This window comes from Flagellimonas sp. L-11, from assembly GCF_056857735.1.
Window position 1 is genome coordinate 124554 of the sequence record NZ_JBSXNR010000081.1, and the last position, 23939, is coordinate 148492.

General features: G+C 42.1%; 18 protein-coding genes and 1 riboswitch. Of the genes, 14 read left to right on the forward strand and 4 right to left on the reverse strand.

Annotated elements, in window-relative coordinates:
• Window positions 1-50: 50 nt before the first annotated feature.
• Genes AC13CC_RS17465 through ribB form a run of 4 tightly spaced genes read left to right on the forward strand, consistent with a single transcriptional unit; the run spans window position 51 to window position 5729 of the window.
• A complete protein-coding gene (locus AC13CC_RS17465) occupies window positions 51-2435 on the forward strand; it encodes a DNA translocase FtsK (RefSeq protein ID WP_326277149.1) in 2385 nt (794 codons plus the stop codon).
• A gap of 4 nt (window positions 2436-2439) precedes the next feature.
• A complete protein-coding gene (gene lolA1 / locus AC13CC_RS17470; RefSeq protein WP_326277384.1) occupies window positions 2440-3087 on the forward strand; it encodes an outer membrane lipoprotein periplasmic chaperone LolA1 in 648 nt (215 codons plus the stop codon).
• Window positions 3088-3090: 3 nt separating this feature from the next.
• Entirely contained in the window at window positions 3091-4593 is a 1503-nt protein-coding gene (locus AC13CC_RS17475) for an LptF/LptG family permease (RefSeq protein WP_326277148.1), read from the forward strand.
• A complete protein-coding gene (gene ribB / locus AC13CC_RS17480) occupies window positions 4590-5729 on the forward strand; it encodes a 3,4-dihydroxy-2-butanone-4-phosphate synthase (protein ID WP_326277147.1) in 1140 nt (379 codons plus the stop codon). Before AC13CC_RS17475 ends, ribB begins: the two co-directional genes overlap by 4 nt.
• 480 nt (window positions 5730-6209) lie before the next feature.
• On the opposite strand, the gene AC13CC_RS17485 is transcribed toward ribB, so the two are convergent.
• A complete protein-coding gene (locus AC13CC_RS17485) occupies window positions 6210-8072 on the reverse strand; it encodes a TonB-dependent receptor plug domain-containing protein (RefSeq protein WP_482878156.1) in 1863 nt (620 codons plus the stop codon).
• A gap of 69 nt (window positions 8073-8141) precedes the next feature.
• A riboswitch (cobalamin riboswitch) is annotated at window positions 8142-8372 on the reverse strand.
• Between the two features lie 269 nt (window positions 8373-8641).
• On the opposite strand from AC13CC_RS17485, the gene AC13CC_RS17490 reads away from it, so the two are divergent.
• From AC13CC_RS17490 to AC13CC_RS17510, 5 genes are all read left to right on the forward strand, one after another.
• On the forward strand, window positions 8642-9793 hold the full coding sequence (locus AC13CC_RS17490; RefSeq protein WP_326277145.1) for an ABC transporter substrate-binding protein: 1152 nt from the start codon (window positions 8642-8644) through the stop codon (window positions 9791-9793).
• Entirely contained in the window at window positions 9794-10825 is a 1032-nt protein-coding gene (locus AC13CC_RS17495; protein ID WP_326277144.1) for a FecCD family ABC transporter permease, read from the forward strand.
• Entirely contained in the window at window positions 10825-11604 is a 780-nt protein-coding gene (locus tag AC13CC_RS17500; RefSeq protein WP_326277143.1) for an ABC transporter ATP-binding protein, read from the forward strand. The genes AC13CC_RS17495 and AC13CC_RS17500 overlap by 1 nt, the downstream gene beginning before the upstream one ends.
• An 858-nt stretch (window positions 11605-12462) precedes the next feature.
• On the forward strand, window positions 12463-13797 hold the full coding sequence (locus AC13CC_RS17505) for a DNA recombination protein RmuC (RefSeq protein WP_326277142.1): 1335 nt from the start codon (window positions 12463-12465) through the stop codon (window positions 13795-13797).
• Window positions 13798-13807: 10 nt separating this feature from the next.
• Window positions 13808-14173, forward strand: coding sequence for a 6-phosphogluconate dehydrogenase (locus tag AC13CC_RS17510; protein WP_326277141.1), 366 nt, complete (start codon window positions 13808-13810; stop codon window positions 14171-14173).
• Here AC13CC_RS17510 and AC13CC_RS17515 read toward each other — a convergent pair.
• Window positions 14163-14393, reverse strand: coding sequence for a DUF559 domain-containing protein (locus AC13CC_RS17515; protein ID WP_326277140.1), 231 nt, complete (start codon window positions 14391-14393; stop codon window positions 14163-14165). The two genes, AC13CC_RS17510 and AC13CC_RS17515, sit on opposite strands and share 11 nt — an antisense overlap.
• 207 nt (window positions 14394-14600) lie before the next feature.
• On the opposite strand from AC13CC_RS17515, the gene AC13CC_RS17520 reads away from it, so the two are divergent.
• A complete protein-coding gene (locus AC13CC_RS17520; RefSeq protein ID WP_293163549.1) occupies window positions 14601-15146 on the forward strand; it encodes an acyl-CoA thioesterase in 546 nt (181 codons plus the stop codon).
• On the opposite strand, the gene pgl is transcribed toward AC13CC_RS17520, so the two are convergent.
• Together pgl and zwf are read right to left on the reverse strand one after the other, a co-directional pair.
• Window positions 15127-15852, reverse strand: coding sequence for a 6-phosphogluconolactonase (pgl, locus tag AC13CC_RS17525; RefSeq protein WP_326277139.1), 726 nt, complete (start codon window positions 15850-15852; stop codon window positions 15127-15129). The two genes, AC13CC_RS17520 and pgl, sit on opposite strands and share 20 nt — an antisense overlap.
• Window positions 15853-15895: 43 nt before the next feature.
• Entirely contained in the window at window positions 15896-17428 is a 1533-nt protein-coding gene (zwf, locus tag AC13CC_RS17530; protein WP_326277138.1) for a glucose-6-phosphate dehydrogenase, read from the reverse strand.
• A gap of 165 nt (window positions 17429-17593) precedes the next feature.
• Here zwf and gndA point away from each other — a divergent pair, with 165 nt between their 5' ends.
• The 4 genes from gndA (at window position 17594) to AC13CC_RS17550 (ending at window position 23846) form a co-directional block, all read left to right on the forward strand.
• Window positions 17594-19003: an NADP-dependent phosphogluconate dehydrogenase gene (gene gndA / locus AC13CC_RS17535; protein ID WP_326277137.1), complete on the forward strand. Its 1410-nt coding sequence runs from the start codon at window positions 17594-17596 to the stop codon at window positions 19001-19003.
• 10 nt (window positions 19004-19013) lie between these two features.
• Window positions 19014-19865 carry a ChaN family lipoprotein gene (locus AC13CC_RS17540; protein ID WP_482878157.1) on the forward strand — a complete coding sequence of 284 codons (852 nt, stop codon included), beginning with the start codon at window positions 19014-19016 and terminating at the stop codon, window positions 19863-19865.
• Between the two features lie 91 nt (window positions 19866-19956).
• The gene (locus tag AC13CC_RS17545) at window positions 19957-21984 is read left to right on the forward strand and encodes a S9 family peptidase (protein WP_482878158.1); all 2028 of its coding nucleotides are present in this window, start codon (window positions 19957-19959) and stop codon (window positions 21982-21984) included.
• Between the two features lie 185 nt (window positions 21985-22169).
• Window positions 22170-23846, forward strand: a complete 1677-nt coding sequence (locus AC13CC_RS17550) for a hypothetical protein (protein WP_326277134.1) — start codon at window positions 22170-22172, stop codon at window positions 23844-23846.
• Window positions 23847-23939: the final 93 nt, after the last annotated feature.

A 23939-nucleotide genomic window follows, 5' to 3' on the forward strand; every position in this document is an offset into this window, starting at 1 on the left:
CCCCGAGTAGCAACGTAAATTTGTAACTTAGCCCCGCTTAAAAACAATTGATGGCCAAAAAAAGAACAAAATCAAAATCAAAAAAAACTACAACTGCCAAAAAGAAGGTATCCTTTAAGCCTTCCAAGCAGAACAAGATTATTTTTGGTAGCCTTTTGATCGTTCTCAGCATTGCCCTTTTTTTCTCTTTCATGTCGTTTTATTTTACATGGCAAGAGGATCAAAGCATGCTTTCCCAATTTGCGGACCGTAATGCCCAAGCAAGCAACCTGCTCAATAAATTTGGGGCCAGTGTAAGCCATTTTTTTATGTACAAAGGCTTTGGTTTGGCCTCTTTTGTGTTTCCGTTCTTATTGGCCATCACCGGGCTCTATCTCTTTTTGGGATTGAATGGAAAAAGACTAATATTCAAATGGATTTGGGGCTTGGTCGGTGTAATTTGGGGATCTATTGCCCTTGGTTTTTTTGCTGCTGACTTTCCATTGCTTGGAGGACTTGTAGGTTACGAAATGAACGATTTCCTTCAAGATTACACAGGCAAAATCGGTGTGTTCTTGATTTTGATTTTTGTTTTGATGGTAATCTTGGTCCGACAGTTCAATTTTACCCCCGAGGGGTTTGCCAATTTCTTCCGTCGTCAAAAGCAAAAAATCAAGTCAGATTTTGATGAAGAGCCATCAACCCAAAACACCCAAACCATTAATGAAGATGGGGAGGGCAGCATTGAGTTGAGTGCAGATGATAAGGTTCCTGAAAAAATAGACACCTACACCCATAAAGAAAACATCCCTCCGTTAAACAATGAAGCGGGACTCGATGTAAATCTTCCGCAAGAGGAAGAATCCGATATTGATTTAAAGGTGGAAGAAGCCACCGTTGAGGAAGAAACCGATGTAACAGCTGCCAGATTGGTCAAGGATTTTGGGGAATTCGACCCAAAACTGGAATTGGGCAACTACAAATTCCCCACATTGGACCTTTTGGAAGCCCATGGTGCCTCTGGAGGAATCACCATCAACCAAGAAGAGCTTGAGGAAAACAAAAATAGAATTGTTAGCACCCTCAAAAATTATAAAATAGGAATCGCCCAGATCAAAGCGACCATTGGTCCTACCGTAACCCTTTATGAAATTGTTCCTGAAGCGGGAATACGAATCTCCAAAATCAAAAATCTAGAAGACGACATTGCTCTTTCATTAGCGGCATTGGGAATCCGAATCATTGCTCCTATTCCCGGCAAAGGCACCGTGGGTATCGAGGTGCCCAACAAAAACGCCACCATTGTTTCCATGCGTTCGGTAATCGCTTCCAATAAATTCCAGAAAGCGGAAATGGAATTGCCCATTGCCTTTGGAAAAACCATTAGCAACGAAACTTTTGTGGTTGACCTTGCCAAAATGCCCCACATGCTTATGGCTGGTGCTACGGGTCAAGGTAAATCAGTTGGATTGAACGCCGTCATCACCTCACTCCTTTATAAAAAGCATCCCGCAGAGGTTAAATTTATTTTGGTAGACCCCAAAAAGGTGGAATTGACCCTTTACAACAAAATTGAACGTCACTTTTTGGCAAAACTGCCCGATTCCGAAGAAGCCATCATTACGGACAACACCAAGGTAATCAATACCTTGAATTCCCTTTGCATTGAAATGGACAATCGTTACGAGTTGCTCAAATCAGCTATGGTGAGAAACGTTAAGGAATATAATGTCAAATTCAAGGCCAGAAAATTGAATCCGAACGATGGACATAAGTTTTTGCCATACATTGTTTTGGTGATAGATGAGTTTGCGGATTTGATTATGACAGCGGGCAAGGAAGTGGAAACACCAATTGCCAGATTGGCACAATTGGCACGTGCCATAGGTATTCACTTGATTATTGCCACACAAAGACCATCGGTTAACGTAATTACCGGTATCATCAAGGCCAACTTCCCTGCTAGGATAGCATTTAGGGTAACCTCAAAAATTGACTCCAGAACCATTTTAGATGCGCAAGGCGCCGACCAGCTTATCGGTCGCGGAGATATGCTCTACACCCAAGGAAATGACGTTACAAGGTTGCAATGCGCTTTTGTGGATACACCAGAAGTGGCCAAAATTACCGAATACATTGGTTCGCAACGTGCATACCCCGAAGCACACTTATTGCCAGAGTATGTAGGCGAAGAATCTGGCACAAGTCTTGATAATGATATCGCGGACAGGGATGCCATGTTCAAAGAAGCAGCCGAAGTTATTGTAACGGCCCAGCAAGGTTCCGCTTCCCTTATCCAACGTAAATTGAAACTTGGGTACAACAGAGCCGGTAGAATTATAGACCAATTGGAAGCAGCCGGGATCGTAGGGCCATTTGAGGGCAGTAAGGCCCGACAAGTTTTGGTTCCCGACATGTATTCTTTGGAACAACTATTAGAAAATGAAGCAAAATAAGACCATGAACAAGAAAAGTATTCTTTTTATAACATTGTTTACCGTAGGACTTTTTTCTTACGGACAGAACTCCGATAAGGCCAAAGCACTTTTGGACGAAGTTTACAACAAAGTGCAGAGCTACGATAATATTTATATTGATTTCCAATCTACCTTGGAAAATACCGAGGCCGACCTAAAACAGGAAACCAACGGAAACGTAACCTTAAAGGGCGAAAAATACGCACTCAACTATTTCGGGGCCAAACAAATGTACGATGGCAACAAAGTTTACACCGTGGTTCCAGAAAACGAAGAAGTAACCATTGAAGAGGTTAACGAGGACAACGACAACGTGAGCCCATCAAAAATGTTGACATTTTATAAAACGGGACACAACTACCAATGGGATATCCTTCAAAATATAGGGGGCAGAAAAATTCAATATGTAAAGTTGATTCCGATTGACTCCAATACCGAGATAAAATCCGTGCTTTTGGGAGTGGATACACAGACCAAGCACATCTATAAACTAATCCAAACGGGAAACAATGGCACCAAAACCACCATTACCGTTAATTCTTTCAAAACCAATCAGCCCATATCAAGTACTCTGTTTACCTTTGACGAGAAAAAATACGAGGACAAAGGATATTATATTATAAGAAACTAGGCATTGAAAATACTTGATCAGTATATACTAAGAAGATTTCTTTACAACTTCTTCAGTTCTTTTTTCATTCTCATCGTCATATTCATTTTTCAGGGAATATGGCTGTTCATTGATGATTTGGCGGGAAAAGGACTGGGCATGGTAATTATTGGCAAGTTTATTTTCTACTTTATCCCAACATTGGTGGACAAAGTGTTGCCACTTACGGTGCTCCTCTCCTCCATTCTTACCTTTGGTACGTTTGCAGAAAACTATGAGTTTGCCGCCATGAAGGCTTCCGGTATATCATTGCAACGCGGCATGCGAAGCCTTATCGTGTTTGTACTTTTCTTAGGTGTGGTCACTTTCTTTTTTGCCAATGATGTGATTCCAATATCAGAACAAAAAATGTTCAACCTAAGGCGAAACATTGCCAAAGTAAAACCTGCAGCCGCCATTACCGAAGGTGTTTTTAGTGATTTTGAAGGAACCGGCGAGGGCATGAACATTAAGGTGGACAAAAAGCATGGGGAGCAAGATCGCTTTTTGGACAATGTCATCATCCATAAAAAAACAGATCAGAACATCAACAATACAGTAATCAAGGCAAAATCCGGTGAGTTGATCAGTAGCGAAAAATCGGATATTATTCAATTGGTATTGAAAGATGGCAACTACTACGAAGATGTTATGCCCAAAGATGCCAAAGAACGACGAAAGCAACCGTTCGCCAAATCAAATTTTGAGACCTATACCATCAATATTGATATTTCGGAACTCAATGACCAGGATTTGGAAGAAGATCAGAATATCACCACAAACAAGATGAAAAATGTGGGGCGGCTGATCAAGGATATTGATTCCCTTCGCGAAAACAACCTTGAAAAAGTAGTTGCATTTTCCAAAAACGTCGTTAATCGCATGGGGGCATTTCCGCCCAAAGTGCCAAAAGATACTACCATGCAAAAATTGGAACTCATTCAACCTCAAAAAAAGGTGGAGGAGACCCAACAGGATTCCATTAGAACTATTGATCAATTTATAGAAAGTCTGGAACAATGGGAGCAAATTCAAGTAATGAAAAAAGCCCAGAACGAGGTTTCCAGTATATTGAACACGGTGACTTCCAAAAAGAACGAACTGCAAAGCAGGTACAAGTTCTATAACAGCCACATTCTATCGCTGCATCAAAAATATGCACTGGCACTTTCGTGCATTATTTTGTTTTTTGTAGGTGCACCTTTAGGGGCTATAATTCGTAAAGGAGGATTGGGATTGCCCATGGTGGTCGCTATTATTTTATTTTTAACCTATTATTTTATTGGTGTATTTGCCGGCAACTATGCAAAGGAAGGAAACATTCACCCCGCCATTGGGGCCTGGCTCCCAACAATGATTATGCTGCCCTTGGGCATATCTCTCACCAGACGTGCAACTGCGGATAAGGGGTTAGTAGGATTTGGTCACTTTATAGACCGGATTAAATCAATATTTAAAAAGAAAGATAAAGAAGCTGAAGATCAATGATCGCCAAGAACAAAAAAATACAACTAAACGCCATTGAAGAAGCCATTGCCGACGTTAGAGACGGTAAGGTAATTATTGTAGTGGATGATGAAAACAGGGAAAACGAAGGCGACTTTATTGCTGCTGCCGAAAAAGTTACCCCCGAAATGATCAATTTTATGGCCATGCACGGCCGTGGGCTTATCTGTGCCCCCTTAACCGAGGATAGATGCGAGGAACTGGAGCTGAACATGATGGTACAAAACAATACGGTATTGCACCAAACCCAGTTTACCGTTTCCGTGGATTTATTGGGGTATGGATGCACAACTGGTATCTCGGTACATGACAGGGCCAAAACCATTAGTGCCCTTGTAAACAAAGACACCAAACCCCACGAACTGGGAAAGCCTGGACATATTTTTCCGCTCAGGGCAAAAAATGGAGGCGTATTAAGGCGTACCGGGCACACCGAGGCTGCAATAGACTTTGCAAGATTGGCCGGGCTGGAACCTGCAGGTATTTTGGTGGAAATTTTGAACGAGGATGGAACCATGGCACGATTGCCGCAATTGATGAAGGTTGCCAAAAAATTTGACCTTAAAATTGTTTCCATTGAGGATTTGATTGCGTACCGCATGGAACACGATAGCCTTATAGAACTTAAAGAGGCATTTAACATAAGCACCAGATTCGGAGAATTTAGACTTCGGGCATATAAGCAGACAACAAACGATCAAGTACACATTGCCTTGCTAAGAGGAAATTGGAAAAGTGGAGAACCTGTTCTTACCCGTATTAATTCCACCCTAGTGAACAATGATATGCTGGGCACTTTGACCAACAATCCGGATGAGACACTGCAACGCATGTTCAATGCATTGAACGCCGAAGAAAAAAGTGCCATTATTTTTATAAATCAAGAAAACCAATCCATGAACCTATTGAGTAGATTGTCCGAATTCAAAAAGCTTCAGGAAGGGGGAATCAACAAGGCTCCAAAGATTGAAATGGACAACAAGGACTTTGGCATTGGTGCACAAATACTTCACGATATCAATATTTCCAAGATTCGATTATTGACGAATTCCGGACAAACCAAGCGTGTGGGCATGGTTGGTTATGGTCTTGAGATAGTGGAATATGTGAATTACTAATAGACAAATACAAGTTCAAGTTTGTCATTCTGAAAGTGTAAAACATTTGGAGAATCTTTCAACCAAAAAGCATTACTCTCATTACTGTAAAGATTAACTGATTCGTGGCCATTTGTGTAATTCATGTCTGTTGTTAGGCAGAGGTTATTGTAGTTTGATGCTCGATGCATGAAGTGTCACGTTGAGGCCTTCGGATACGCTCAGGATAAACTAAGGTTGAAATGTCGAAAGTCAGTGGTCAGGCGTGCCTTATCTTTGTATCGAAAAAGAGATTCTTCGTTTCACTCAGAACTACCATATTAATGAACTACCTCGGGACAAGCCAGTGAGGTATTCAAAAGAACAAACCTTAAGCCCATTTAATTGGGATTAATAAAACTAGTACTTCTAAAATATTAATCAAAAGTATAACCTGAACTTACCAGCCCATTAGACGGACAAGTTCAGGTTCACAAAAATTGATGTTACATATGGGCTTTATTAAAGGTTCAGTTTGAGACCCATCCTAAAATTTCGGCCACGAGTTGTGAATCCAAGCAATTCCCTGTAATCCTCATTCAACAAATTGTCCGCATTTACGAACACATTTAGCTTGTTTTTGATCAGTTCGTGTCCAATGGAAAAATTCAGTAAAGAAAAAGGTTCCAAAGCAATATCCGTAAAGGTTGCAAAATCCGTATCAAACCGTTCACCTGTATAAGCATAGCTTAACGATGCACTCGTACTCTCACAAAACTGGTACCACAAGGACACATTGGCTTTGTGTTTTGGAATACGGATGGCATTGTCCCCTTTGCGTTCCGTGAAGGTGTAATTGGCATTAACGCTAAAAGTGCTCCAAGGCAACCACGTAGTTTCCACCTCTACCCCATTGGCATCAATTTCATCCGCAATGTTAATACTCATAAAATTGGCATCGTACCCAATGGCATTGGTTTCATTTCTATCAAAATAAACAGTGCTAATTCTCAACTTTTCATTGAGTTTGAATTCAACACCCCCCTCAATGGTCGAGTTTTCTTCAGGTTCCAACTCCAGATTCCCGCCAAAGGCACCGAACAATTGCGTTAAATTCGGTGTGATGTACGATGTGGCATAAGACCCCATCATTTTCACATATCCGTTTTCAGTGTCAAAAACATAAGAAGGATTCACATTATACACAAAATGGTTTCCATATTCAGAGTGATTGTTCCATCTGGCACCCACATTCAAGTTCAGTCCAAAATCTGAAACATACACGACATTGGCATAAGGATCCACAATGGTAAAATCAACATCTTCTGTAAAAATAGCTTCATCCTTGATGTAATTCATTCCTAAAATGGTATGGAATTGCTCACCAAAAACATATTTGTTGTACAGGTCCAACACCCAATTGCTTCCCTCGGTGGTGCTTTCGCCAAAGGTATCATTGGCCACGGACTCATAATGGGTAAACGCTGTATTTAGATGGACCGAACCTTTCCCATAGCCATATTCGGATGACAACCCGACTCTTTGCTGCTCATTCTCACCCAAATTAGGTGCTTCTGCCTGTGTGGCATCGTACTCATTTTTAAACTTGGTCTGGTTTCCATAAACCTGAACCCCAAAAGCATCAGAGAATTGATACCCAAGCCTTAAATTGGCACTGTAATGTGAAAAAATATCCTCCTCATTCTCCGGCGTTACTGCAGCTGACAGGCCGCTTTTATATCTATTGGAAAAATCCACCCCGTAGGTAAACTTGTCCAAAGTACCGTTCACATTTGCCGAATTTTGAATACTCCCTAAATTATAATTTTGGTCATCTGCTGTTTGATTGGTGCCCACACTTGTTTCAAAATTTCCTGCAATCTTTTGTTTTGAAGCCCTTTTCGTAGTGATGTTGATCACGGCCGTAACCGCATTGGTACCATAAAGTGTACTGGCAGCCCCTTTCATGATCTCGATGGACTCTATGCTGTTTGGAGAAAGCAGCCGAAGATCGTACTCCGCCGAAAAAGTGGAGGGGTCCGACACCCGAACACCATCAATGATCACCAAAACCTGACGACCACGGCCACCACGGGCATAAACCCCAAGCACATCGCCATCCCTACCACGGCTACCGGCAATCTCGATACCACTTTTGGTGTTGATGATTTCCGCAACTGTCCTGCCTTGGTTGCGCTGCATTTCTTCGGCCGCAATCTTGATTACCGTTTTACCTGAGTTTTCTCTTTTCAACTCAAATTTTGAATCGCTAACAACAACCTCGTTCAGTCGCTGCACCTTAAGTGAATCTTGCTGTACGTTTTGCGCAAAAATTCCATTACCCGCCAAAAGGGCGGTAATTAACCATAAATGATTTTTTTTCATTTCGTTTAATTGAATAAACGGGAGAATAGTATGATATTCATACGTAAACTTTTATCCCGAAAGTTTAACATTGTTTGTTTGAATCTGGCAGGTCTCCTGGCTTGTGTTTTGCCTCCTACCTTCCCACCCATCGGGCAGTGGTTTTGAAGAAGAGACAATCGCCTACTGCGCACCTATGTTTAAAACATCGGTGCCGGTTCGGCACATACTTACAGTTGCGGGAACAGCTCCGGTTTTGCACCGGATTCCCTTTTAATCCCACGGAAAAAATCCGTGCGAACCAAAATTCGTGGCCAAAGCTAATCAATCTGTTTAATCTTTTATGCAAAAGTTTAAAATGATTTCATCTGTCAATCTGAGCTGTCATCCTAGCGCAGCCGAAGAATTCGTTTAGCATCCCAACCCACCTTTCCTTCGAGAAAATTCATGTAATTCGTGTCATTATATTATTGAAAAAATAGGTGAGGTGTCTTCCCGAAAACTTTCGGGACGCTCAACATGACAATTTTGACTTTAATGATGAGGTTCATCAAACTACAGAAATATTTAAATAATCTTACTTTTGGTTCATGGCAAAAAAACAGCAATCAATTTTATTTTTGGGATTCCTTTTGGTTTGGTTGATAGGTTGCAAGCAAGAAAAAAAATCGCAACCTGCTCAAAAACAGGGATCAACACCCTCCATAACCTATGCAACGGGTTTTACGGTAAAAAAAGAAGCCGATTTCACCGTTATTGAAGTCACTGCAGCTTGGCCTGGGGCCGATAACTTTAAATATGCCTTGGTACCTAAAGAAAAATTACCATCGATTACTTTCCCGCAAGGTGAATATGATGCCATTGTGGGTACCCCGGTCGAAAAAATAGTGCTCACTTCAACCACTCACATAGAGCCTTTAAAGCAACTCGGGGAACTCAAAAACATAGTCGGATTTCCCAACACCGATTACATTTCTTCACCAGAGGCAAGAAAGCTTGTGGAAAACGGTCAAATTCAAAACTTGGGCATGAACGATGTCCTCAACACAGAAATGGTGCTGATACTGAACCCTGAGCTCATCATCGGATTCAGTATTAACGAAGAAAACAAGGCGTATCATATTTTAGAACGAGCAGGAATACCCGTGGTTTACAATGGCGATTGGGTGGAGCAGACCCCATTGGGCAAAGCAGAATGGGTGAAGTTTTTTGCGCCCTTCTTTCAAAAAGAAAAATTGGGAGATAGCATTTTTACCGAAATTGAAGCATCCTATAAACAGGCCGCTGCATTGGCAAAAAAAGCAAAATCCAGACCAACAGTGCTAACTGGCGGATTATACAAAGACGTTTGGTACGTGGCAGGAGGCAGCAGTTGGATGGCCCAGTTCCTGAAAGATGCCAATGCCGATTATCTTTGGTCCAACACCGAAGAAACGGGAAGCATTGGTCTTAGTTTGGAGTCCGTTTTGGAGCAGGCACAAGATGCCGAATTTTGGTTTAACCCTTCTTCCCAAACTTCTTATAAGGAATTGAGCAATGCCAACACCCATCACCAACAATTTTATGCCTTCGCCAATAAAAAAGTGTATTCAAACGCCATTGAAAAGGGAGAAACTGGCGGGCTTATTTTTTACGAATTGGCACCGCACCGCCCAGATATTGTTTTGAGGGATTTCATCAAAATATTGCACCCGGAGCTATTGCCCGAGCATCAATTGCTGTTCATTAAACCATTACAATAAATGCAAGGAGCAAAAACATACCGGTTTTCCTTTCTGTTGTTGATACTGGCATTGATGCTGTCCTGTCTTCTCAACATTAGTTCGGGTTCCGTTTCTATTCCTTTTACAGATATGCTATCCACGCTTTTTGGAAAAACTTCGCAAGTTGCATCTTGGGAATACATTATCTGGGATTATCGGGTTCCCAAGGCGTTTACCTCCATTTTGGTGGGCGGAGGACTTTCCTTGAGTGGGCTTTTAATGCAAACCCTGTTCAGAAATCCGTTGGCAGGCCCTTTTGTACTGGGGATTAGTTCTGGGGCCAGTTTGGGTGCCGCCTTACTTTTGATGGGCGCTTCGTTGTTGGCAGGATATACTTCCATCTCTTTTTTGGGTGATGTTTCCCTGGCCATTGCCGCAAGTATTGGTAGTTTTTTGGTACTCTCCGTAGTAATGATTGTTGCCCAACGCGTGAAAGATACCATGGCTTTGTTGATCATTGGACTGATGTTCGGCAGCATCACCTCCGCAATTGTAAGTGTGTTGGCCTATTTTTCGAGTGCCGAGAACCTGCAACGCTTCATCTTTTGGTCCTTTGGAAGTGTGGGCAACCTTTCAACAGGGCAGTTACTTTTATTGCTTGTAATCGTTGCCTTGGGAGTTTTGCTCAGTATACTTTCCATAAAATCGTTGAACGCCTTTCTTTTAGGGGAACACTACGCACAGAGTTTGGGAATTTCCTTAAAAAAATCCAGATTGACCATAATTATCGCCACTGGGCTGTTGGCAGGAGGTATAACCGCATTTGCAGGGCCCATTGCTTTTGTTGGACTCGCTGTTCCACACCTTACCCGCCAAATTTTTGATACCATGGAACACAAAGTACTGATTCCCGCCGTAATGCTCTATGGTTCCATTTTAATGCTCCTGTGCGATACTTTGGCGCAATTGCCCAATTCCGCCAGTGTGCTGCCCATAAACGCCATTACATCCTTGGTTGGAGCTCCTGTAGTGATATGGCTTTTGGTGCGCAAACGTAAAATGATGTTCTAATGTCCAATAACAACAAAAACATACTGTCCGTTAAAAATTTGACCGTTGGGTACGAATCCAAAATAGTTGCTGAGCGCATCAATTTTGAGTTGGAAACTGGAATGTTGTGCGGAATTGTGGGCATCAACGGTATTGGAAAATCGACCTTGTTGCGCACTTTGGGGGGATTTCAGCCTAAACTTGATGGAAACATCAAGTTGAAAGGCAAAAATTTGGAAAAATATACATCATCTACCCTATCTAAGGAGCTTAGTGTGGTTTTGACCGAGCAGCCTGCCTCCAAAAACTTGACTGTACAAGAATTAATCGCCTTGGGCAGGCAACCCTACACCAATTGGTTGGGCACATTGACCGAAGACGACAAACATCGGATCAAGGATAGTTTGGATACTTTTTTATTGAAAGAACTCAAACACCGTAAATGTCACGAAATCAGCGACGGACAATTACAACGGGTGCTGGTGGCGCGGGCCATGGCTCAGGACACCACTTTGATCTTATTGGATGAGCCAACCACCCATTTGGATTTGTACCACAAAGTGCAAATCCTTAAAATGCTTCAAGAATTGGCGCACGAAAAACAGAAAACCATTCTCTTTACAACCCACGAAATTGAATTGGCCATTCAATTATGTGACCGCATATTGATTTTGGATGGAAAAGACCATCCGTTTGGCGACCCGTGTCAACTTATTGAACAAAAATACTTTGACCGTTTATTTCCTTCGGAAATGGTACAGTTTGATGCCAAGACAGGTTCGTTTAAGGTGACTAAGTAAATTTATAACCAACAAAAATCCCGTTCACCCTAAACTTGTCTGTCTGCCAGTAAAACCATGTTTCAAGGTCTGACTCTTATGGGATTCCGAAGCCTGACTACGGTAAACGGGCAAGAGATCATGGGTTTTAAAAAGGCAATCAGATAGGAAGTCCTCACATAATCTCCCGAAACAAGTTCGGGACAGGCTCTCCAAAGAAGGGAACTTCTCCCCTTTGGGGAGATTAGAGAGGAGACGAGTGCAGCAAAGTAAATTTCCTACCCACGGCAGACACGAATTTCTAGAATGGCCACCAATTGTTTCATTGTCATTTTGAACCGACCAGCGAGAGCGTGAGAAATCTACTTTGTGATGTGTTCCCAGGTTTCTTTAAAAAATGGATTCCTGCCTTCACAGGAATGACAAACTCAAGTATCAAGTTTAAGAGACAAGAGACAAGAACCAAGACACTAGACCCAAGACTTCGTGCTTCGTGCTTCTGACCTCTGGACTAAGTTATATGGTTGTTCGGTTATTGAGTAATTGTGCTACTCCAAACTGACTTCCGCCGTTTCGACTTTAGTTTATCCTAAATGTAGCCGAAGGACTCAACACGATAAATCAAAACAACATTTAACAAGAAATTCGAGCAATTGGTGTAATTCGTGTCAAAAGAAAGATGAAAACCAAAACTCAAGTTCAGAGTTAGGAGTTACTGAGCTATTGGGTTATTGAGTACTGTCGACTGCCAACTGACATCGGACTCCGTGCTTCGGACATCCGACTTCCGACTACGAACTGATTTTATGGATTTCTACTTTGGAAGAAATGACATTTTATCTTTGTAATCCGTTATCTTTATCCTTCAGAAATTTTTTAATGAGCACAGAACTTACCTTTATAATAATTGGCATCATCACATTGGTCGTTGGGCTTTTTGTGGGCATGTACATCCAAAAACTAAAGATTAAATCCACCGAAAGCGTTTGGGGCGAGCGGGAACAACAATTTAACGCTACCATAAAATCCTTGAACGATAAGTTATTGCTAAGCGACGAGGAGCAAAAACAACTCCAGCGCGAAAAAGAACAGCAAAGCAACCAAATTGTGAGGTACCAAGCGGATTTGGAAAATCTTCAGCTCAAAAACAAAGAGCAGAAGGAAGAGGTTGAAAAGCTACAGGAAAAGTTCACGAAGGAATTTGAAAACTTGGCCAACAAAATTTTGGATGAAAAAAGCGAAAAATTCACCAAAAGCAACAAAGAGAACATTGAAAATATCCTGACACCCCTCAACAAAAAAATTAAGGAGTTTGAGGAAAAAGTAGAAAAGTCGCAAAAGGAAAACATTAGTATTCACTCTGCTTTAAAAGAGCAATTGCTCAATTTACAGACACAAAACCTTAAAATAACCCAAGAGGCCGAAAACCTGACCAAAGCCCTGAAAGGGGACAGCAAAATGCAAGGGAATTGGGGGGAGCTGGTTTTGGAACGTGTTTTGGAAAAATCTGGTTTAGAGAAAGATAGAGAGTACAGTGTGCAACAAAGCTTTAAGCGTGCAGATGGAACAAGAGTGTTGCCCGATGTTATTATTCACTTGCCCGACGGTAAAAAAATGGTGGTGGATTCCAAGGTATCGTTAACGGATTATGAACGTTACACCAATGCCGAAGAAGAGGATAGACCCAAATTCCTAAAGGATCATATCAACTCCCTGCGCAGACATGTGGAACAGCTTTCCTCCAAAAAATATGAGGACCTATACGAAATGGAGAGTCCAGATTTTGTGCTGATGTTCGTGCCCATTGAGCCTGCATTTGCCGTAGCCATAAATGAAGATGTATCACTGTACAACAAAGCTTTTGAGCAAAACATCGTTATTGTTACCCCTTCTACGCTTTTGGCCACACTACGCACCATTGACAGTATGTGGAGCAACGAAAAACAGCAACGAAATGCCATTGAAATTGCCCGCCAGGCTGGAGCGCTTTACGATAAATTCGAAGGCTTCGTCTCCGACCTTACCAAAGTGGGCAAAAAAATGGATGAAGCGAAAAGCGAGTACCGCGGTGCCATGAACAAGTTGGTCGAAGGACGGGGAAACATTGTCACCTCAATTGAAAAATTGAAGAAAATGGGGGCCAAAGCAAAAAAATCCTTGCCCGAACCTATTTTAATGCGCGCCCATGAGGACGATTTTGAAGAAATGAACTAAAACACGAACCATGAAAAAATTCTTGACCATTTTCATCATCGCCATTATAGTTGGTGTTGTGGGCTATTTTGCTTTTATCTATTATGTGCCCTACAGTGAGGGTTATCGTTCGGGGGAACTCATCAAATTCAGTAGAAAAGGCGTGATGGTCAAAACTTGGGAAGGACAGATCAGTCAAGGTTTGTCAGGCACAAATGTATTTTCGTTTTCTGTAGAGGACAAGGAAGAGGAAATCATTGAAAAGATGAAAAAGTTCCAAGGGCAGTACATCAAGGTCACCTACAAGGAACGCTACGCCACCTTTTTCTGGTTGGGCGATACCAAATATTTTATCACAGAAGTCAAATCTGAAAAATCTCCAATTTTCAGAAATTAATCCACACACCCCTGGCTCCTCTTTTTAGATGGGAAATGGCTTCCCTCCTAAAAAAAGAGGGATTTAGGGAGGTGTATTTCCGTTTGCTTGAAACTGAAAAATATAGTCCGTTCATTTGATTCCGCTTTAGTTTCTGCCACAGAGTAAATTCGGCTTTTATAGCATTATTTCGTAATTGCCTGGCTAACTCTTTTAGCTTTGGATTATATTTGATAATCATTTTACATTGCTGTTATTTACTTTTTAAAAAATTGTATATCCGCAATTGTACCAATGGCATTGATGGTTTTTGTCTTTGTCTTCTTGAGCGCAGTCGAAAGGCTGACAAAGACATCTCGACTACGCTCGATGTGACATTTGGATTGACCACTGGTACAGTCGTGTACAATCGAATTAAAAAAAGGATTCGATTAAACCCCAACAAAATATGAAGAAATTCAAATCATCCAGAGAAAGTAGAGTTTCCATCACCGAACTTATGCTCCCTTCCCATTCCAATTTTGGCGGCAAGGTACATGGGGGGCATATCCTCAACCTTATGGACCAAATTGCTTTTGCCTGCGCATCCAAACATTCACAAAGTTATTGCGTCACCGCTTCGGTGAATCGAGTGGATTTTCTAAATCCAATTGAAGTTGGGGAATTGGCCACACTAAAAGCATCCATTAACTATACCGGAAAAACTTCCATGGTGGTCGGGGTACGCGTGGAATCGGAAAATGTGACCACGGGAGAAGTGAAACATTGCAATTCGTCCTATTTTACCATGGTGGCCAAGGGCAAGGATGGTAAAAATAAGTTAGTTCCCGGTCTTATTTTAAAAACCAAGCAAGATATTCGTCGATTTGCACGCAGCAAGGAACGTAAACAATCTGCTTTTAAACGAGATAGCAAATACGAATCCAACAACTTTAAAGTGAACGAATATTTGGAGTTTTTAGATGGCGAAAACGTTAAGATGGATTTTGATTGAGCCGTGCAGCAGCAGCCTCATCCAAAAACCACAACAAATTCCCCAAAGCTGGATTAACCAAGGATGCCGGGTAAGCCTCGGAACCTTCCGTTTTTTCTACCACGGCCTTCACCTTTTCGGCTTTGGATGCACCGGTGACCAAAAAAGCTACTTCTTTGGCGGTATTGATAACCTTCCCGTTTATGGAAACCCGTTTCTGGCCTGAATCTGGATGCGTAGCTACCACACAATGATCTTCCGAATCCCACAATTCAATTTCATGTGGAAAAATAGATGCGGTGTGACCGTCATCGCCCATACCCAAAATTACCAAATCGAACTGAGGCACCTCCTCTACCCTATCCAAATCCATTTCCAACAAATTGGCATAGCGCAAAGCTTCACCCTCAGGGGACTTTTCCCCCAATATCCGATTAATGTTCTCCTTGGGCACCTTTATTTTGGAAAATAGATGCTCCACCGTCATTTTATAGTTGCTTTCATCATCGGTTGGGGACACACAACGCTCATCACCCCAATAAAAATGCACCTTGCTCCAATCTACTTTGTCCGAAAACTTTTCTACCAATACATCAAAAACAATTTTAGGGGTACTACCCCCAGACAATGCTACATAAAAAGCATCCTTATCTTTTTGTTTATCCGCAAAATAGCTGGAAAACTGTTCAGCAACCTCCTGCTTATCTTTATATATTTTTAAATCCATTGTAAATTTTATTTTCTGTTCTCAACTCTCGGCATTCGACAAATTAACAAATCACACAAAACCCTGGGTCGTCCGCCAAGTTTTCTGTTGGGTTACGCCAGTAGCCCTCATCATCAATCAAGTTATCTGCATTTTCCGGTCCCCAAGCACCTGCCGCGTAACCATACATACGAACGTCCTTACCGTTTTTCCAGTAGTTTAATATAGGATCTACGAACTCCCAAGCCGCTTCAACCTCATCGGCACGGGCATATAGTGTAGCATCTCCTTGCATCGCGTCCAACAACAAGCGCTCGTAGGCCTCCATCACATAAGTTTCGGCCAAGTTGGCATAGTAAAAATCCAAATTGGCCCGCTCAACTTTAAAGCCCTGCCCAGGCACTTTTACTCCGAACTTAATCAAGATTCCCTCATCGGGTTGGATACGGATAATCAACTTGTTATCCATTTCCTGCATTTCGGAGCCTTTAAAAATTTGATGATGCGGCTTTTTAAAGTGAATCACAATTTCGGTCACTTTGGTGGGCATTCGCTTAGCGGTTCGTACATAAAAGGGAACCCCGTGCCAACGCCAGTTGTCCACATAAAATTTTATCGCGGCATAGGTCTCCGTAGTGGAATTCGGGTCTACCCCATCTTCTTTCCGGTACCCTTTTACGTCTTTCCCATCTACTCTGGAAGCCACATATTGGGCCCTAATGGTATTTTCAAACAGTTCCTTTTCGTCCGTCATTATACGCAACGACTTTAACGCTTTTACTTTTTCATTTCGGATTTCTTCTGCATCTGAGCCAATCGGTGGCTCCATCACTACCAACGAAACAATTTGTAACAAGTGGTTCTGGAACATGTCCCGCAAAGCGCCGGACTTGTCATAATACCCACCACGTTTTTCAACACCTACACTTTCCGCATTGGTAATTTCTACATGCTGAATGTAATTACGGTTCCAAAGGGGTTCAAAAATGCTGTTCGAAAAACGGGTCACCAAAAGATTTTGAACGGTTTCTTTGCCCAAATAATGGTCGATTCGGTATATCTGATGCTCTTTAAAATACTTGTGAAGCCCTTTGTTCAACTCTTTGGCCGTCTCCAAGCTGTAACCGAAAGGTTTTTCCACAATCAAGCGTTTCCAGCCATTGTTTTGGGTGTTCATGCCCGCGTTGGACAGGTTTTGTGATATTGTTTCGTAAAGCGTGGGTGGTGTGGATAGGTAATAAATAATATTTCCTGAAGTGTTGTACTCTTCTTTTAGGGCTTCCACCCGCTTACGCAGGCCGCCATAATCGGTATCGTAGCTATCGCCCAAATCCTCGTAATATAGCTTGTTGGCAAAGCTTTTTACCTTGCTTGCTGTCAGGTCCTTCGTTTTTTCTTTTAAATAATCACTTTCATACACTACACGGTCCCGAAATGCCTCATCGGTCAAATTGCTGCGGCTCACCCCTAGCACCACAAAGTTTTCGGGCAACTGGTCGGCCAAATAAAGGTTGAACAAGGATGGCATTAATTTTCTTGCTGTCAAATCACCCGATGCTCCAAAAATCACGAGCATCTGATTATCTGTCTTTTTCATAGTATTTTCGGTTTCTGGCAGATTGTGCTCTTCTTGACACCATTCATTTTTAATAAGGAGTCATTATCTTTGAGCATCACGAATATAAGGTTTATTTTAGGTTCGTAATTCAAGAAATCACAACCTCAAGGTTGTATCAACACCAAAGAAGAAGAAAAATATATAATGGCAGATACGTATGATTTTGGCCTTGTGGGCCTTGGAGTAATGGGACGTAATTTTATTTTAAATGTAGCTGATAACGGTTTTACTGCATTTGGAAATGATTTGGATAAAGAAAAAGTGGATGCTTTAATCAACGAAGGTGGTGATACCGCAAAAGTGAATGCCGCCACCGATGTAAAAACCTTTGTACTGGCGCTTACCACTCCTCGAAAAATTATGTTATTGGTACCCGCAGGAAAAATTGTGGATAGCGTAATCGATGGTTTGCTGCCCCATTTGGACAAAGGTGATATTATTATTGATGGAGGGAACTCCTTTTATACCGATACTGACCGTCGCGAGGCTTATTTAAAAGAAAAAGGCATTAACTTTTTTGGCGCCGGAGTTTCAGGTGGTGCCGAAGGTGCCAGAAAGGGACCGAGCATTATGCCCGGCGGTTCCAAAGAAGCTTATCAACACGTAAAACCTATTTTTGAAGCTGTGTCCGCAAAATACAACGGCGAACCCTGTGTGGCCTATTTGGGTCCAAAATCCGCAGGGAACTATGTGAAAATGGTGCACAACGGTATCGAATACGGTTTGATGCAGTTGACTTCCGAGATATACGATCTGCTCAAAAAAGCAGGTGGCCTTACCAACGATGAGCTTCACAAAACCTATGCTCGTTGGAATGATGGTCGTTTGCAGTCCTTTTTGGTGGAAATCACTTCGGAAATCTTTGAACAAAAAGATGATTTGACGGATAATGACCTTGTAGATATGATTTTGGACAAGGCCAAACAAAAAGGAACTGGAAAATGGACCTCTCAAAATGCCATGGATTTGGGAATCCCCGTCCCTACCATTGATATTGCAGTGAGCATGCGTGAAATATCCGCTTTAAAATCCGAGCGTATTAAAGCCGATGAGTTGTATGACCGTCCCACACTAAAAGCGGTGGACAAAGATGACTTTACCACAAAAGCGGAGCAGGCCCTATATTTTGCTTTCATCATTACCTACGCGCAGGGTATGCACCAATTGGCAGATGCCTCCAAAGAATATGGTTACGAACTGGAACTGGGCGAAATTGCCAAAATATGGCGTGCCGGTTGTATAATCCGTGCTGCCTTGTTGGCCGATATTACCGAAGCCTACCAAGCCGACAAAGATTTACAGAACTTGTTGCTCTCCCCTTCTTTTGTAGAAAAAGTACAAAGCACAGTAGATGCAGCACGCGAATTAGTGAGTTATGGCGCCACAAACGGTATTCCTTTGCCGGGCCTTTCCAATGCGCTCACGTATTTTGATGCCTACACCAGTAGCCGTTTGCCATTGAACTTGATACAGGCGCAACGCGATTACTTTGGTTCGCACACCTACGAACGTTTGGACCGCGAAGGTATTTTCCATACGGAGTGGGAGGATTGAATCTAATCAAATGAAAAATCTTCTCCTCCTTCTAACCTATACCCTACTAATAACCTTTGGTTATGGACAGAAGAAACCCTACGTTATTTACAATGCCAAGGGGAAAAAGGTCTCTTACAGAAAAATGCTCAAGACCTTGGAGAAAAAGGATATGGTGTTGTTTGGGGAGCTGCACAACAATCCTATTGCACATTGGTTGCAGTACGAGCTTACCGCTGACCTGCACAACAAGCGAGCACTTATCCTCGGCGCGGAAATGATCGAGGTCGACAACCAAGATGAACTCAACGATTATTTATCGGGTAAAATAGACTACAAAACATTGGATTCCACCGCACGACTGTGGAACAACCATAAAACAGATTATGCTCCTTTGGTGGATTTTGCGAAGGACAGTAGTCTTGTTTTTGTCGCATCCAACGTGCCCAGACGTTACGCCAGTATGGTATACAAAGGTGGTTTTGAAGCCTTGGACTCACTCCCCGACCAAGAAAAAGAATGGATAGCTCCTTTGCCCATTGCTTACGACCCCGAGTTGCCAGGGTATAAAAATATCCTAAAAATGATGGGCGACCACGGTAGTCCCACCTTGGTAATGGCACAGGCCATCAAAGATGCGACCATGGCCCATTTTATCCTTCAAAATTACAAGGAGGGTGTTTTGTTTTTGCATTACAACGGTGCCTACCACTCCAATGATTATGAGGGCATTCTTTGGTACTTGAAATTAAAACGACCCGATTTAGAGTATGGTACCATATCTACCGTGAAGCAAAAAGATGTTCATAAACTGGAGGAAGAAAACACCCAATTGGCTGATTTCATTATTTGTGTGGATCAAAACATGACCACTACATATTAATTCATCTTACACCACTTTTATACGGTTGAACCAAAAAATAAGGAGATAAATTCCCTATTTTTAAGAATCTAAACTAACTAAACGCTTCCTCATGAAAAAATTACTAGTTGCCCTGTTACTTTTTGTGGCCATCATTCCTTTAGGTTTTTGCCAAGTAAAATCCAATTTGGAGCTATTGGACATCTTCAACATGGAATATGTTTCCGACCCTCAAATTTCCCCAGATGGATCTAAAATCATTTATGTTCGGAATTTTAAGGATGTGATGACGGACCGCAATCTTTCCAATCTTTGGATCATCAATTTTGATGGCTCCAACAATCGTCCGTTAACCACAGGAAACCATAACGATTTTGCCCCAAAATGGTCGCACGATGGAACAAAAATTGTTTTCAAGTCCAATATGGCGGATGACAAAATGAAACTCTACCTTATGTGGCTGGATACCAAGGAAACTCTGGCCCTTACCAATACACCACAATCACCGGGGACAGTTTCATGGTCTTATGATGACAAATACTTGGCATTTAATATGTTCGTGCCCGAAGCCAACAAATCCATCATTAAAATGCCTGAAAAGCCCGAGGGCGCCAAATGGAACGAGCCGCCAAAATACATTGATAAAATGAATTACCGTGGTGATGGTGCAGGGTATTACAAAGGTGGCAATTCACAATTGTTTACCTTGCCCATTAGCGGGGGAACGCCAAAACAACTTACATTTTCGGAATTTGACCATGGCAGTCCTATCTGGTCAAAGGACAACACGCATTTATTTTTTAGCGCCAATTTCCATAAAGATGAGGAGTTTGAACCTGCAGACAGCGAAATTTATAGCATTAATGTAAATAATGGTGAAATTAATCCATTAACCGACCGCTACGGTCCTGACGGTAATCCAGTATTGTCGCCAGATGGTTCCAAAATAGCCTATTTAGGGTACGATGACCGTTTGCAAGGATATCAGCTTACCCAATTGTATGTAATGAACACCGATGGGACAGACTCCCAATTAATTTCTGGTGATTTTGATCGTGATGTGGAAGATATGGCTTGGAACAGCAAGGGTAATGGTCTGTATTTTAGCTACACCGATCAAGGAATGGGCAAATTGGCTTCTATGAGCATATCGGGCAAGGTGGATACTATTACCGATGGCTTAGGCGGTTTATCATTAGGTAGGCCTTATAACGCAGCTAGTTTTTCTGCTTCCGCCAACAACAAATTTGCCTACACCTTGGGAGACAAAAGCCATCCATCGGATTTGGGCGTAGCTGATACTCGAAACACAGAGCGTTTGACCCAAGTTAACAATGACCTGTTTTCCTTTAAAAAATTAGGCAATGTGGAAGAAATCTGGTGGGAGTCCTCCTATGATCAACGCAAAATTCAAGGTTGGGTCGTAACCCCTCCCGATTTTGACCCCTCCAAAAAATATCCAATGATCTTGGAAATACACGGTGGGCCGTTTACCAGCTACGGAGCAGTGTACTCTGCCGAAATTCAGGCCTACGCCGCTGAAGGTTATGTGGTTCTCTATGCTAACCCACGTGGAAGTACAAGCTATGGCGAAGAATTTGGAAACTTGATTCACCACGATTATCCCAACCACGATTATGAGGATTTAATGTCCGGCGTGGATGCCGTTTTGGAAAAAGGCTACGTGGACGAAGAAAATCTGTTTGTGACCGGTGGTTCTGGTGGCGGTGTACTTACCGCCTGGATCGTGGGTAAAACCGACCGTTTTAAGGCCGCCGTTGTGGCAAAACCCGTAATTAACTGGACAAGTTTTGTGCTCTATGCAGATGGTGTGCAGTTTTTCTCCAAATATTGGTTCGGAAAAAAACCTTGGGAAGATCCAGAAAACTACATGAGACGCTCACCCCTTACCTATGTGGGCAATGTAACCACACCAACAATGCTGTTAACGGGCGAAGAAGATTACCGTACCCCTATTGCAGAATCGGAGCAGTTTTATGCCGCTCTAAAATTGGAGAACGTTGAAACAGCAATGGTACGTATTCCTGGGGCCGGACATGGTATTGCCAACAAACCCAGTAATTTGGTTGCAAAAATAGCTGCTGTTCTTGCTTGGTTTGAGAAGTACAAAGATGAATGAAGATTACTTGACTTTATAAGCTTTAATTTATCTTCACGAGTCGTAATGGATGCAGTGAATATAACCCTATACCTCCCAACACTTTAGTGTTGACAACACCTTTGAACAATTATTGTTTGTAAAAGAAAATTCAACGAAATTGCCTGAATTGTTAAAATCTTTTCTGAATAAAAAACCGTAGTCATTTGAAAACAACCAATTTCCTTCTTTCTTTTTTACTTATGTTATGTATTAGCTGTCAAACTGAAAAGAAAGAAGCAACCGCAGTCAATCAAACCCAGATTAAAAATTTTACATCTAACGATTATCAAGATTTAGTTGCCCTATTTAAAGCGTGGAGAACCTTCGAAAATCCACCACTTCGCGATGGTGCTCCAGATTACACGGCAGAAACTTTTGAAAAACGTTGGCCAAGGTTCAAAGAATTACAATCAAAACTGCAATCTATCGACACAACAAATTGGTCCGTAGAAAATCAAGTGGATTGGATGATTGTTTGGGCTGAAATGAACGGTTACGACTTTAATCATCGCATTTTAAAGCCTTGGAGCCGAGATCCTGCTTTTTATAAAACGGTTTGGGCCAATAGAAGCGATGTTCCTGCTCACGAGGGGCCAACCAATCATGGTACAACAGAATTATGGACCTACACATTCCCCCTATCCTCAGAAGAAAGGTCTAAACTCTTGTCCGACCTAAAGGTAATTGCGCCATTCAATACACAGGCCAAGAAAAACTTAACCGGAAACGCAAGGGACTTATGGGTAACCGGGATTCGGGACATTCAAAATCAGAGTAGCGTGCTAACCGAATTAAAAAAGAGAACTTCCGTTAAAGATGACTCGGAATTGGTTTCCGTTATAGACGATGCCATAGCTTCTACCAATGACCTTGTGTCTTGGTTGCAGGCTGAATCCGAATCAAAAACCGGGCCTTCGGGCATTGGCAAAGACAATTATACCTGGTATTTACAGAATGTACACTTGGTACCACTAACTTGGGAGGATGAGGTGATGATTCTGAAGCGCGAGCTTGCCCGTGCTTGGACATCTTTAAAATTGGAGGAACACCGAAATAGAAATCTGCCACCTTTGGTGGCTGCGGATTCCCCCGAAGCCTACGACAAAATGGCCGACGAAGCCGCAAATAGCCTGATCAATTTTTTGAATGAACAAGACATTGTAACCGTAAAACCCTATTTTGAACCCGCCCTACGCGAGCATTTAGGTGAATTTATACCCAAGGAGACCCGCAACTTTTTTGCCATTGGTGAGCATTACGACCCAAGACCTCTATTTTCCCATTTTTACCATTGGTTTGAACTAGCACGTATGGATACCGAACCCCATACAAGTGAAATACGCAAAGGCCCTTTGTTATATAACATTTGGGATTCAAGAAATGAGGGGACGGCTACCGCGGTTGAAGAAATGTTTATGCAAGCTGGGTTGTATAATGATAGCCCAAGAACCAAAGAGATTGTGTATATCATGATCGCACAGCGCGCTGCACGGGGTTTGGGATCGTTGTACGCCCACGCCAATGAAATGACCATGGAGGAAGCTGGAGGGATTCACAGTGAGTATACGCCCCGTGGATGGATGAAAACCGAAAAAGAGCTGCTCATTTTTGAACAACACCTGTATTTGCGCCAACCCGGCTATGGAACCAGTTATATTACCGGTAAATATTTATTGGAAAACGCATTGGCCGACTATGCCAAACTGAAAGAATCACAAGGCGAGCCATTTGTGGTAAAAGATTTTTTTGATACCCTGAACAGTATTGGGAGCATCCCAGTTTCATTGGCGCACTGGCAGATGACAGGCAAAAACGATGGCTTGGAAATGATTAAGGAGTGAAATTATAACCTTTTATCAACCAACACTTTAGTGTTGATAACGCTTAATAAGTCTTTTTGCCAGTAACTTAAAATTCTGCGAACTTCGGTTCTT